The 13,412-nt window shown below is 61.1% G+C and carries 12 protein-coding genes and 2 tRNA genes; all 14 read right to left on the bottom strand.

Translation table 11 applies throughout. The features are described from left to right. Positions 1–753: a carbon-nitrogen hydrolase family protein gene (locus PVA39_RS05125; protein WP_274123427.1), complete on the bottom strand. Its 753-nt coding sequence runs from the start codon at positions 751–753 to the stop codon at positions 1–3. A gap of 150 nt (positions 754–903) precedes the next feature. After that, positions 904–3,009, bottom strand: a complete 2,106-nt coding sequence (gene pnp, locus PVA39_RS05120) for a polyribonucleotide nucleotidyltransferase (RefSeq protein ID WP_274123084.1) — start codon at positions 3,007–3,009, stop codon at positions 904–906. A gap of 206 nt (positions 3,010–3,215) precedes the next feature. Further along, entirely contained in the window at positions 3,216–3,485 is a 270-nt protein-coding gene (rpsO, locus tag PVA39_RS05115) for a 30S ribosomal protein S15 (RefSeq protein WP_042554902.1), read from the bottom strand. 139 nt (positions 3,486–3,624) lie between these two features. Further along, on the bottom strand, positions 3,625–4,542 hold the full coding sequence (gene truB / locus PVA39_RS05110) for a tRNA pseudouridine(55) synthase TruB (RefSeq protein WP_274123083.1): 918 nt from the start codon (positions 4,540–4,542) through the stop codon (positions 3,625–3,627). 4 nt (positions 4,543–4,546) lie between these two features. Then, positions 4,547–4,954 (bottom strand): 30S ribosome-binding factor RbfA, encoded by a 408-nt coding sequence (gene rbfA, locus PVA39_RS05105; RefSeq protein WP_013792669.1) that lies wholly within the window; start codon positions 4,952–4,954, stop codon positions 4,547–4,549. Between the two features lie 109 nt (positions 4,955–5,063). Further along, complete coding sequence (gene infB, locus PVA39_RS05100) at positions 5,064–7,553, bottom strand: translation initiation factor IF-2 (RefSeq protein WP_093504131.1); 2,490 nt, start codon at positions 7,551–7,553, stop codon at positions 5,064–5,066. A 26-nt stretch (positions 7,554–7,579) separates the two neighbouring features. Next, on the bottom strand, positions 7,580–9,061 hold the full coding sequence (nusA, locus tag PVA39_RS05095; protein ID WP_093504132.1) for a transcription termination factor NusA: 1,482 nt from the start codon (positions 9,059–9,061) through the stop codon (positions 7,580–7,582). A gap of 63 nt (positions 9,062–9,124) precedes the next feature. Next, complete coding sequence (rimP, locus tag PVA39_RS05090; RefSeq protein WP_013792672.1) at positions 9,125–9,583, bottom strand: ribosome maturation factor RimP; 459 nt, start codon at positions 9,581–9,583, stop codon at positions 9,125–9,127. Positions 9,584–9,712: 129 nt separating this feature from the next. Continuing rightward, positions 9,713–9,785, bottom strand: a tRNA-Met gene (locus PVA39_RS05085). Positions 9,786–9,883: 98 nt separating this feature from the next. Beyond that, positions 9,884–9,969 (bottom strand) — tRNA-Leu (locus PVA39_RS05080). Positions 9,970–9,979: 10 nt separating this feature from the next. Continuing rightward, a complete protein-coding gene (gene secG / locus PVA39_RS05075; RefSeq protein ID WP_027911187.1) occupies positions 9,980–10,366 on the bottom strand; it encodes a preprotein translocase subunit SecG in 387 nt (128 codons plus the stop codon). A 4-nt stretch (positions 10,367–10,370) separates the two neighbouring features. After that, entirely contained in the window at positions 10,371–11,126 is a 756-nt protein-coding gene (gene tpiA / locus PVA39_RS05070; RefSeq protein WP_274123082.1) for a triose-phosphate isomerase, read from the bottom strand. A 65-nt stretch (positions 11,127–11,191) separates the two neighbouring features. Beyond that, positions 11,192–12,529 (bottom strand): phosphoglucosamine mutase, encoded by a 1,338-nt coding sequence (gene glmM / locus PVA39_RS05065; RefSeq protein WP_093504136.1) that lies wholly within the window; start codon positions 12,527–12,529, stop codon positions 11,192–11,194. 22 nt (positions 12,530–12,551) lie between these two features. Continuing rightward, positions 12,552–13,403, bottom strand: a complete 852-nt coding sequence (gene folP / locus PVA39_RS05060) for a dihydropteroate synthase (RefSeq protein WP_274123081.1) — start codon at positions 13,401–13,403, stop codon at positions 12,552–12,554. Between the last annotated feature and the right edge of the window lie 9 nt (positions 13,404–13,412).

Below are 13,412 nucleotides of genomic sequence, written 5' to 3'. Positions count from 1 at the left end.
TCAGCAGGCCAGCACGATATCGCGCCCGTGCCAGCCATCGGCCTGCCTGGATATGACCAGCAGACGATTGCCCGTGCCTGCTGTTGCGGCAACGCAGCGCCCCTGCTCATCCCAGAATGCGCTACGCCCGACTGCAGCCCAGCCACCCGTCGGTCCACCGTGATTGACCATCAGCACCGCCATGCCATGGCGCTGCGCATACCCCTGCAGCAATGCACTGTCGTGGGCGTAGCCGCCCTCGCCGATCAGCACACTGGAGGCGTAAATTTGCGCGCCACGCTCAGCGGCCTGAGCCGGATGCTCAGCGCGGCTGAAGTCGGCGCATACCGACAAGGCCACTGTCCGATCATCGATACACAGCAACTCGCCGCCGGCCCCCGGATAGAAGAACACCTCCTCTTGCGCATGCAGGTGCTGCTTGGTGTATACGCCCAGAGAACCGTCACCTTTGAAGACGCAGGCCGCGATTTGCGGCGTGTCGAGACCAGGCACACGTAGCGGAACGCCGACTACCGTGGTCATCTCCGCCTCCCTGGCCATACTGCGCAAAGGGTCGAACAGGCCGCTGTCAGGCCCCTGCGCCAGGCCACGTGCCAAGGTCGGCTCGTATCCCGTTAGCGATAGCTCAGGAAAAACCAGCAACCTGGCACCCTGCTCAGCGGCGTGCTGCATGAAACGTATATGCATGGCCAGATTGGCCTCGAGATCGCCAGCGCGAACCACACACTGGGCAGCAACCATAACGGATGCCATAGGCTTCTCCAGAAAAAGCGCCACCTTATCCCAGCCGCTGGTTTCAACACAGCAGAATGCCAAGAGAAGCCGGCCAGCCAGACGACGGACAATAAAAAAGCCAGTCAGGTCACCCTGACTGGCTTTCTCGTTACGCGGCTTCAGCCCGGATCAGACACCCGAGGCCTTGGCGGCGGCGACGTCCTTGATGGACAGCTTGATACGGCCGCGGTTGTCCACGTCCAGCACCAGCACTTCCACTTCCTGACCTTCCTTAAGGATGTCGGTGACCTTCTCTACGCGTGCATCGCTGAGCATGGAGATGTGCACTAGACCGTCCTTGCCCGGCAGGATGTTGACGAAGGCGCCGAAGTCGACGATGCGCTCAACCTTGCCGACGTAGATCTTGCCGATCTCGGCCTCGGCAGTGATCGCCAGTACGCGCTGCTTGGCAGCGTCGGCGGCTTCCTTGGTTTCGCCGAAGATCTTGATCGAGCCGTCGTCTTCGATGTCGATCGAGGCCTTGGTCTCTTCGCAGATGGCGCGGATGGTGGCGCCGCCCTTGCCGATGACGTCACGGATCTTGTCCTGATCGATCTTCATCGCCAGCATGGTCGGGGCGTTGGCCGACAGCTCGCTGCGCGACTGGGCAATCACCTGGTTCATCTGGCCGAGGATGTTCAGGCGCGCTTCCAGGGCCTGATTCAGGGCGATCTCCATGATCTCTTCGGTGATGCCCTGGATCTTGATGTCCATCTGCAGCGCGGTGACGCCATTGGCGGTACCAGCTACCTTGAAGTCCATGTCGCCCAGGTGGTCTTCGTCACCGAGGATGTCGGTCAGCACGGCGAATTTGTCGCCTTCCTTGACCAGACCCATGGCGATACCGGCAACCGGCGCCTTCATCGGTACACCCGCGTCCATCAGCGCCAGGGAAGCACCGCAAACGGAGGCCATGGAGGACGAACCGTTGGACTCGGTGATCTCCGAGACGATACGGATGGTGTACGGGAACTCGTCAGCGCTCGGCAGCATGGCAGCAACGCCACGACGAGCCAGGCGACCGTGACCGATCTCACGACGACCAGTGGCACCCATACGGCCACACTCGCCCACCGAGTAAGGCGGGAAGTTGTAGTGCAGCATGAAGGGGTCTTTCTTCTCGCCTTCGAGGGTGTCGAGCAGCTGTGCGTCGCGGGCGGTACCAAGGGTGGCCACGACCAGCGCCTGGGTTTCGCCACGGGTGAACAGAGCCGAACCGTGGGTTTTGTCCAGCACGCCGACTTCGATGTTCAGGCCACGTACGGTACGGGTGTCACGACCATCGATACGCGGCTTGCCGTTGACGATGTTCTCGCGCACGGTGCGGTATTCGATTTCGCCGAAGGCGTCTTTGACTTCGCCAGCGCTCGGCTGACCTTCCTCACCGGAGAACTTGGCAACCACCTGGTCACGCAGCTCGCCCAGGCGCGCATAGCGATCCTGCTTGATGATGATGGTGTAGGCGTCGGAGATCGCGGCACCGAACTCGGCGCGGATGGCGTCCAGCAGGCTGGTGTTGGCAGCAGCGGCCTGCCAGTCCCAACGCGGCTTGCCCGCTTCGGCGGCCAGTTCGGTAACGGCCTGGATGACGGCCTGGAATTCGTCATGGGCGAACAGCACGGCGCCCAGCATCTGGTCTTCGGTCAGCTCTTTGGCTTCGGATTCGACCATCAGTACGGCGTCTTTGGTGCCGGCCACGACCATGTCGAGGCTCGACGCCTTGAGCTGCTCGTAGTTCGGGTTCAGCAGGTAGCCGGTCTCGGGGTGGTAGGCAACACGGGCAGCCCCGATGGGGCCGTCGAACGGAATGCCGGAGATGGCCAGGGCAGCCGAGGTACCGATCATCGCCGCGATGTCCGGATCGGTCTTCTTGCTGGTGGAGACCACGGTGCAGATGACCTGCACTTCGTTCTGGAAGCCTTCCGGGAACAGCGGGCGGATCGGACGATCGATCAGGCGCGAGGTCAGGGTTTCCTTCTCGCTCGGGCGCGCTTCACGCTTGAAGAAGCCGCCAGGGATCTTGCCGGCTGCGTAGGTCTTTTCCTGGTAGTGCACGGACAGCGGGAAGAAGCCCTTGCTCGGGTCAGCCGACTTGGCGCCTACCACGGTGACCAGCACGGTTACGTCGTTGTCGACGGTGACCAGCACGGCGCCGGAGGCCTGACGGGCGATACGGCCAGTCTCGAGGGTTACGGTCGACTGACCGAATTGAAATTTCTTGATTACCGGGTTCACGGTGTTTTCCTTCTCTCTGTTGCCTTTGGGGAAACGGTTTCTTGCGAATTCGTGGGCAATCGCTTCGGGAGTCGGCCCGGCGCTGTCCTGACATGAAGCGACTTAAGGCTTCGGTACGGCGTAAAACGGATGAAGCATAAACGCAAAAGCTGGAAGCGGGGCGAGCCCACTTCCAGCTTTTGCGGTCAACGACGACTAAGCATTGCTTAGCGACGCAGACCCAGGCGACCGATCAGGGCGCTGTAACGGCTGGTGTCCTTACCCTTCAGGTAGTCCAGCAGCTTGCGGCGCTGGTTGACCATACGGATCAGGCCACGACGCGAGTGGTGGTCTTTGCCGTTGGCCTTGAAGTGGCCTTGCAGCTTGTTGATGTTGGCGGACAGCAGAGCAACCTGGACTTCCGGGCTACCGGTATCGCCTTCAGCTTGCTTGTAGTCGTTAACGATCTGGGCTTTTTCTTCAACGCTGAGTGCCATGTGGGCATCCTCTCATCTGGAGACAGTCGCAAGGACAGTCTCAATAGGCCGGGAATCGCTTCCCGTGTTTTAAAAGGAGGTATGACCGTGCCTATTGACAGCCACCCTCGTTACGAACCGCCGAAACGGTTCGCCACGGTCACGCGGACCGAATCAGACGACGCGGCGCAATGCGCCCGTCTTCGCTCACCTCACCGATACCGATGAAGCGACCATTGTGATCTTGCACCCTAACCATGCCGAACTTCGGCGCGTCCGCGGCGCGAACCGGCTGCCCTTGCAGCCAATAGAACGAACTGTGCTCCGAAAAGCTCAGCAGCGGCCAATGCTCCAGCCCGCTGTCCACCGGTAGCAGGAAGCGGTCGATCGCCTCATTGCCACCCTCTTCATGGGCCTGCAGCAGTTCATCCAGGCTGACGCTCTGGGACAGGTCGAACGGGCCGGCCTTGGTACGGCGCAGCTCGGCGACATGGGCACCACAGCCCAGCAGATGCCCGATATCCTCGACCAGCGTACGGATATAGGTACCTTTACTGCAGTCCACCGCCAGGCTCGCCTTGTCGGCCGCACTGCTCAGCAACTCCAGGCGCGCAATAGTAACAGAACGCGCCTCGCGCTCCACTACTTCTCCGGCACGCGCAAGTTTGTACAACGGCTGACCGTCGCGCTTGAGCGCCGAATACATCGGCGGCACCTGGCGGATGTCACCGCGAAAACGCGGCAGCAGCGCTTCGATGTCGGAAGCGTCGACATTCACTTCGCGGCGCTCGATGACCTCACCCTCGGCATCGGCCGTGGTGGTGGTCACGCCGAGCTGCATGACCGTCTCATAGCCCTTGTCGGCATCGAGCAGGTACTGGGAGAACTTGGTCGCCTCGCCGAAGCACAACGGCAGCACACCGGTGGCAAGCGGATCGAGGCTACCGGTGTGCCCGGCCTTCTCGGCATTGAGCAACCAGCGCACCTTCTGCAACGCCGCGTTGGAGCTGAAGCCCTTGGGCTTGTCGAGCAGGATGATGCCGTCGACCTTGCGACGAATACGCTTAACCTGGGCCACGCGCTTACTCCTTGGCCTCGGTGTCGCTGTCGACGTGCTTGCTGTCCTCGGTCACCGCACGCTCGATCAGCGCCGACAACTGGGCACCACGCACGATGCTTTCGTCGTAATGGAAACGCAGGTGCGGCACGCTGCGCAGCTTCATCGCCTTGCCCAGCTGCATGCGCAGGAAACCACTGGCGTCGTTCAGTACCTTGAGGCTCTGCGCGATGGGGTCGGAACCCTCCTGCGGCTCGGCGCCCATGACGGTGACGAACACCTTGGCATGACTGGCGTCACGGCTGACATCGACCGCGGTAACGGTGACCAGGCCACCCAGGCGCGGGTCTTTGACTTCGGTACGAATCAGCTGCGCCAATTCGCGTTGAATCTGGTCGCCGATACGCTGGGCACGGCTGTAGTCTTTTGCCATCGTTGCTACCTTCCACTCGTCTCGCTGCCTGCAAAAGCAGCGGACTCAAAAGCGGCAAACGCCCGGCCGCGCAGATGCGGGGCCGGGCGTTGCGTGTTGCGACTCGCGATTACAGGCTGCGAGCCACCTGGACTTTCTCGAACACTTCGATCTTGTCGCCGACCTTGACGTCGTTGTAGCTCTTCACGGCGATACCGCACTCCATGCCGTTACGCACTTCGGCCATATCGTCCTTGAAGCGACGCAGGGACTCCAGCTCGCCTTCGAAGATCACCACGTCGTCGCGCAGTACGCGGATCGGACGGTTACGGTAGACCGTACCTTCGACCACCATACAACCGGCGACCGCACCGAACTTCGGCGAACGGAATACGTCGCGCACTTCGGCGATGCCGAGGATGTTCTCGCGAACGTCGCTGCCGAGCATACCGGTGAGCGCCTTCTTGACGTCCTCGATGATGTCGTAGATGACGTTGTAGTAGCGCATGTCCAGGCCTTCGGCCTCGACGATCTTGCGCGCACCAGCGTCAGCACGGACGTTGAAGCCGAACAGCACGGCGTTCGACGCCAGGGCCAGGTTGGCATCGGACTCGGTGATACCACCGACGCCGCCACCGACCACGCGCACCTGCACTTCGTCGTTGCCCAGGGTGCTGAGCGAGCCCTGCAGTGCCTCGAGAGAACCACGCACATCGGACTTGAGCACGATGTTGAGGGTTTTCTTCTCTTCCTGGCCCATGCTCTCGAAGATGTTCTCCAGCTTGCCGGCGTGGGCACGCGCCAGTTTCACTTCGCGGAACTTGCCCTGACGGAACAGCGCAACCTCACGAGCCTTCTTCTCGTCGGCCACGACGGTCATGTCGTCGCCGGCTTCAGGCGTGCCGTCCAGGCCGAGAATCTCGACCGGGATAGAAGGGCCGGCTTCCTTAACAGGCTTGCCGTTCTCGTCGAGCATGGCGCGGATGCGGCCATAGTTGGAGCCGACCAGCACCATGTCGCCCTGGCGCAGCGTACCGTCCTGAACCAGCACGGTGGCTACTGGGCCGCGGCCCTTGTCCAGACGCGATTCGACGACCACGCCACGGCCAGGCGCCGTCGGCATGGCCTTGAGTTCGAGCACTTCGGCCTGCAGCAGAACCGCTTCGAGCAGTTCGTCCACGCCGGTACCCATCTTGGCCGAGACGTGCACGTAGGGTGCGTCGCCGCCCCACTCTTCCGGAATCACATCGAGTGCGGCCAGGCCGTTCTTGATGTTGTCCGGGTTGGCATCGGGCTTGTCGATCTTGTTCACCGCGACCACGATCGGCACGCCAGCCGCTTTCGCGTGCTGAACCGCTTCCTGGGTCTGCGGCATCACGCCGTCGTCGGCCGCCACCACGAGGATGACGATGTCGGTAGCCTTGGCACCACGGGCGCGCATCTGAGTGAACGCAGCGTGACCCGGGGTATCGAGGAAGGTCACCATACCGCGCTCGGTTTCCACGTGGTAGGCACCGATATGCTGCGTGATACCACCGGCTTCACCGGACGCGACCTTGGCACGACGAATGTAGTCGAGCAGCGAGGTCTTACCATGGTCGACGTGACCCATTACGGTCACCACCGGCGCACGGGAAATCGCCTCACCTTCGAACTTCAGAGACTCGGCCAACTGCTCTTCGAGCGCGTTGTCGCTGACCAGCTTGACCTTGTGGCCGAGCTCTTCGGCGACCAGCTGAGCGGTCTCCTGGTCCAGCACCTGGTTGATGGTGGCAGGCGTGCCCATCTTGAACATGAACTTGATGACTTCAGCAGCCTTCACCGACATCTGCTGGGCCAGTTCGCCCACGGTGATGGTCTCGCCGATCGACACTTCACGCACCACCGGGCCGGCCGGAGCCTGGAAGCCATGCTGGTTGCGCTTCTTGAGCTTGGACTTGCCACGGCCACCGCGACGGAAGCCATCGCTCTCTTCGTCAATGGTACGCGGCGCCACACGTGGGGCAGGTGCCTTTTCCTTGACGGTCGGGCGGTGCTGAGTGGTCTTGCGCTCACCACCACGACGATCGGCATCGTCACTACGTGCCTTATCGGGCCGGCGTGGCTCTTCCTTCTTGCGCTCCTCGACAACCGGGGCAACTGGCGCATCGACAGTGGCCGGAGCCGCAGTCGCTTCGACAGCGCGCTCAGCCGGGGCTGCAGCCGTCTGACGCTTGGCTTCTTCTTCGGCCTGGCGCTTGGCTTCTTCCTCGGCCTTCAGGCGAGCAGCTTCCGCCGCAGCACGTTGCTCTTCGAGCTCGCGCTGTTTCTCGGCTTCGATCTCTTCGTTGCTGCGCTTGACGAAGGTCTTCTTCTTGCGCACTTCAACGCTGATGGTCTTGCTACCAGCAACCCGGAGGGTGCTGGTGGTCTTGCGCTGCAAGGTAATCTTGCGCGGTTCCTCGGCTTTCTTGTCGCCGTGGCTGCTCTTCAGGTGAGCAAGCAGGGCCTGCTTTTCGTTATCGGTGACAACTTGCTCGGCACTGCTGTGCGGCAAACCCGCCTCTCGCATCTGCTGCAGCAGGCGCTCTACCGGTGTGTCGACCACTTGGGCCAGTTCTTTCACCGTGACTTGCGTCATGCACTTCTCTCCTCAGGCCGTAAAACTTACTCGAACCAGTGGGCTCGGGCGGCCATGATCAGCTTGCCGGCACGCTCTTGGTCGATGCCGTCGATGTCGAGCAGGTCGTCGATCGACTGCTCGGCCAGGTCTTCACGGGTAACCACCCCGCGTACTGCCAGTTCCTGTGCCAAACCTTTGTCCATACCCTCGACTTCGAGGAGGTCTTCGGCCGGCTGGGCGTCTGCCAGTTTTTCTTCCGTGGCGATAGCCTTGGTCAGCAAACGATCCTTCGCCCGAGAGCGCAGTTCGTTGACGATTTCTTCGTCGAAACCGTCGATGCTGAGCATCTCTTCCATCGGCACATAGGCGATTTCTTCCAGGCTGGTGAAGCCTTCTTCGACCAGCACCTGAGCCAGTTCTTCGTCGACTTCCAGCTCGTCGATGAAGCCCTGCAGGATATCGCCGGTCTCGGCCTGCTGCTTGGCCTGGATGTCCGCCTCGGTCATCACGTTCAGCGTCCAGCCAGTCAGTTGGCTAGCCAGGCGCACGTTCTGGCCACCACGACCAATCGCCTGCGCCAGGTTGTCTTCGCCAACGGCGATGTCCATCGCGTGGGCATCTTCATCGACGATGATCGCCGCGACTTCGGCCGGCGACATGGCGTTGATGACGAACTGCGCCGGGTTGTCGTCCCACAGCACGATATCCACACGCTCGCCAACCAGCTCGCCGGAAACAGCCTGAACGCGCGAACCGCGCATGCCGATGCAGGCACCCTGCGGATCGATGCGCTTGTCCTTGGAACGCACCGCGATCTTGGCGCGCGAACCCGGGTCTCGGGAGGCGGCCTTGACCTCGATGAGGCCTTCGGCGATCTCCGGCACTTCGATGCGGAACAGCTCGATCAGCATTTCCGGCGCGGTACGCGACAGGATCAGCTGAGGGCCGCGGTTCTCGGTGCGGATTTCCTTGAGCAGTGCACGCAGGCGCACACCAACACGGAAAGTCTCCCGCGGGATGATGTCTTCGCGCGCCAGCAGGGCCTCGGCGTTGGCACCCAGATCGACGATGACGCTGTCGCGGGTAACCTTCTTGACGGTACCGGCGATGATCTCACCCAACCGCTCGCGGTAGGCTTCGACCACCTGGGCGCGCTCGGCTTCACGAACCTTCTGCACGATGACCTGCTTGGCGGTCTGCGCAGCGATACGACCGAACTCGATGGATTCGATCTTCTCCTCGAGCACGTCGCCGACCTTGGCATTGGCCTCGACAGCACGCGGCATGTCGGTCGTTACCTGATGAGCCGGGTCTTCGAAGTTTTCTTCGTCGACCACGGTCCAGCAACGGAAGGTCTCGTAGTTACCACTCTGACGATTGATCGACACACGCAGTTCGACTTCGTCTTCAAAACGTTTCTTGGTCGCTGTGGCCAGCGCCAACTCGAGCGCCTCGAAAATCACAGCGGCCGGTACGCCCTTTTCATTGGATACCGACTCAACAACCAGCAGTACTTCTTTGCTCATCGTACGCCTCGCCTTTCGCAATCCATTGGGATCCACACATTCCGATCCCGCAGGATCCGTGTCTCAATCAAATCGGGGGATAATGTTGGCCTTGTCGATCATGTCGATCGGCAAAAGAAACTCGTGGTCATCCACCTGCACCACCACGTCCTCTTCCTCCACACCGCGGAGCAGACCCTGGAAGTTGCGGCGCCCTTCGAACGGCGAGCGCAACTTGATTTTCACCTGCTCGCCGACGTGACTGGCGAACTGAGCCAACGTAAACAGTGGCCGATCCATGCCAGGCGACGACACCTCGAGAGTGTATTCGGCACTGATGGGATCCTCGACGTCGAGAACGCCACTGATCTGCCGACTGACCTTCTCGCAATCGTCGATAAGAATGCCGTCGGCATGATCGATGTAGATACGCAGCAGCGAGTGCCGCCCCTGAGACAGGAACTCGATACCCCAGCATTCGTAGCCAAGCGCTTCGACTACTGGGGCCACCAAGGCCTGCAACTGTTCTAGCTTGCTCGACACCTGAACCCCTCGCGCATGCTGTGCAAATAAAAAATGGGCGAAACGCCCATCTACAAGACCGCCCAGACGGCGGAAAATCTGTCTGCCAAGTAACAAAAAGCCCCTTGAAAGGGGCTCAATGAAAACCGACTGCGGGGGATGGACTTGAGCCAAAGACCTTCGGGTTATGAGCCCGACGAGCTACCGGACTGTTCACCCCGCGCTAAAACTGGGAGCGGATTATACGGCTGAAACGCCGCACGGGTCAACCAACCCCCCAGATACAGAAAAGCCCGCATGCAGCGGGCTTTTCTGTTCAATTGGTACCGAGAAGGGGACTCGAACCCCTACAGCCTATGGCCACTACCACCTCAAGGTAGCGTGTCTACCAATTCCACCACCTCGGCAATTTGATACTTACTTCGTTTCGGGAGCCTGAGGTACGTCTTGCTCTCCCGAAGCTGGCGCTTGTTGTTGCTCAAGCACCGGTACATCTTCCGCAGGCTTGTTGCTCTGCGGCGCTTCCATCACCGCCGGATCCGGCAAACCAGCCTGACCCAGTGTATCAGACTTTTGATTAGCAAAATACGCTAACCCCAAGCTGGTAATGAAAAAACTGGCGGCGAGTATAGCAGTAACTCGACTCAGAAAGGTAGTACTTCCTTGGCTACCGAAAACGGTATTGGAAGCTCCCGCGCCGAACGAAGCACCTGCATCGGCACCTTTACCCTGCTGCAGCAGAACCAGCACAACCACGCCGATCGCAGCCAGCAGATGAAGAACTACAACGCCTGTTTCCAGCATATTCTTAGTTTCCTGCAGCGCGACAAATCGCACCGAACTCATCCGCATTCAGAGAGGCCCCACCCACAAGCCCCCCATCGATATCAGGCATGCCGAAAAGCTCGGCTGCATTGGCGGCCTTGACGCTGCCGCCATAAAGAATTCTCAACCCACTCGCTACCTGCGGGTCTTTCGCTGCGACTTGCGCACGAATGGCCGCATGCACGTCCTGCGCCTGCTGAGGCGTCGCCGTCAGCCCAGTACCAATGGCCCAGACCGGCTCATACGCCACAACTGCACCTGCAAGCACCGAAACACCCAGCGCATCGATCACACTATCGAGCTGGCCGGCAACCACCTTGAGGGTTTCACCCGCCTCGCGCTGCTCCAGGGTTTCCCCAACGCACAGCACCGGCACCAGCCCAGCGACCTGAGCCGCCGCGAACTTGCGTACGACCTGCTCTTCGCTATCACCCAGAATCAGGCGACGCTCGGAATGACCGATCAGCACCAACTCGCAACCGACATCGCGCAACTGATCGCTCGACACCTCTCCGGTCAATGCACCCTGCCCCGCTTCGACGGCGCAATCCTGCGCGCCTACCGACACCGCAAGATCCTTGAGCCCCTCAACAACCTGACAAAGGTGAAGACTGACAGGAAACACCGCAACCTCGACATCGACAGGCAACGCCTGCCGATTCAGACCATCGATCAGCTCTGCGACACTGGCGCGGGTACCGTGCATTTTCCAGTTACCAGCAACCATTGAGCGACGCATGCTTTACCTCGTTGGTCAAAGAGGGCGCAGATGTTACCCAACCGCTTGTGGACTGGCAAGCCGAATCAAGCACAGACACGCGAGACAATTTCAGCCAATTCATCGGCATAGGCTCGAACCTGAGTTTCGTCCTCGCCTTCGACCATTACCCGCACCAGTGGCTCGGTACCGGACTTGCGCAGCAGCACCCGGCCACGCCCGGCCATGCGTTCGGTCACACTGTCGCTGGCCGCCTGTACATCCGGGTGCTTGAGCGGATCGACGCCACCGCCGAAACGCACATTGACTAATACTTGCGGGCACTTGCGCAGCCCCTGACGGGCTTCCGCCAGGCTCTGACCGCGGCGACGAATGGCCAGAAGCACCTGCAGCGCAGCAACGATGGCATCGCCAGTCGTCACATGCTGGAAGCACACTAGATGACCCGAATTCTCACCGCCGACCTGCCAGCCGCGCTCGAGCAGCTCGGCGATCACGTAGCGGTCACCGACATTGGCTCGCACAAAGGGAATATCCAGCTCCTTGAGCGCAAGCTCCAGACCCAGATTGCTCATCAGCGTACCCACGACACCGCCCTGCAGCTTGCCGCGGGCCTGCAGATCCCGGGCAATGATGAACAGCAGCTCATCGCCATCCACCACCGCACCGGTGTGATCGACCATCAATACCCGATCGGCATCACCATCGAAGGCAATACCCAGGTCAGCGTGACGCGCCGTCACTTCGGCCTGAAGGTTCTCGATATGGGTCGAACCGCAATCGGCATTGATATTCAGCCCGTTGGGCTGGGCCGACAATACTGAAACCTCGGCGCCAAGCTCCTGAAATACCGCCGGCGCGACCTTGTAGGCTGCACCGTGGGCGCAGTCGAGCACGATCTTTAACCCGGAGAAGTTGGTGCTGGTCGGCACACTGCTCTTGCAGAATTCGATATAGCGGCCGGCGGCGTCGTTGATTCGCGATACCTTGCCGAGCTGCTCGGACTCGACCACGGTCATAGGCGCATCGAGCAGTTCTTCGATCATCAGCTCGACTTCATCCGGCAGCTTGGTACCCTGCCCCGAGAAGAACTTGATGCCGTTGTCGTGGTGCGGATTGTGCGAAGCACTGATAACGATGCCAGCCTCGGCGTGGAAGGTACGCGTCAGGTAGGCGATCGCCGGCGTCGGCATCGGCCCCAGCAGCATCACGTCAGCCCCGGCTGCGGAGAGCCCAGCCTCGAGTGCCGACTCGAACATGTAGCCGGAAATGCGCGTGTCCTTGCCGATCAGGATGCGACACTTGCCCTGTTTGCGAAACGCCATACCGGCGGCCCAGCCCAGCTTGAGCATGAAGTCCGGCGTGATGGGGTACTGACCGACGCGCCCACGGATACCGTCGGTGCCAAAATACTTGCGACTCAAAACGACAACTCCCTTTTTCTATTCACTGCGCCGCTTCGACCGCAGCGACCATGCGCACCACGTCCACGGTTTCCGCCACATCGTGCACGCGCAGGATATGCGCGCCCTTGGCGACCGCCAGGGCCGCCAGGGCCAGGCTGCCGTACAGACGACCATCGACCTCGCGGCCCAGCACGGCGCCAATCATACTCTTGCGTGACACGCCGACCAGCAGCGGCAGACCAAATTCCTGCAACGCCGGCATACGTCTGAACAGGCTGAGGTTGTGCTCCAAGGTCTTGGCGAAGCCGAAACCAGGGTCGAGCACGATGCGCTGCGCCGGGATACCGGCCGCCTCGCAGACGGCCAGCCGCTCGCGCAGAAAATCGGCCACGGCTTGTAGCACGTCATCGTACTGAGGGCTTTGCTGCATGGTCGTTGGCTCACCCCGCATATGCATCAGGCACACCGGCAAACCGCTTTCGACAGCAGCCTGCAGCGAACCCTCCCGCTGCAGCGAGCGAACATCGTTGATCAACCCGGCACCCAGCTTGGCCGACTCGCGCATCACCTCAGGCGTGGAAGTATCCACGGAGATAATCACGTCCAGCTCGGCGGCGACCGCCTCCACCATGGGCGCAACCCGCTCCAACTCCTCGACCACCGACACCGGCGCAGCGCCGGGACGCGTGGATTCGCCGCCGATATCGATCAGCGTCGCACCGGCACGCACCATGCCTTCGGCATGCCATAGCGCCGTATCGCGAAGAGCGAAGCGACCACCGTCGGAAAAGGAATCTGGGGTGACGTTGAGGATGCCCATCACTTGCGGACGGCTTAAATCAAGAAACCGGCTGCCACAAGGCAGCCGGTTGTTTTTTTGCACAAGAGACATGAGAAGACT

It is taken from the genome of Pseudomonas sp. CNPSo 3701, from assembly GCF_028674975.1.
GTDB lineage: Bacteria > Pseudomonadota > Gammaproteobacteria > Pseudomonadales > Pseudomonadaceae > Aquipseudomonas > Aquipseudomonas straminea.
The sequence above is the reverse complement of the archived record's forward strand: the minus strand, read 5'-3'. Positions and strand labels throughout refer to the sequence as shown.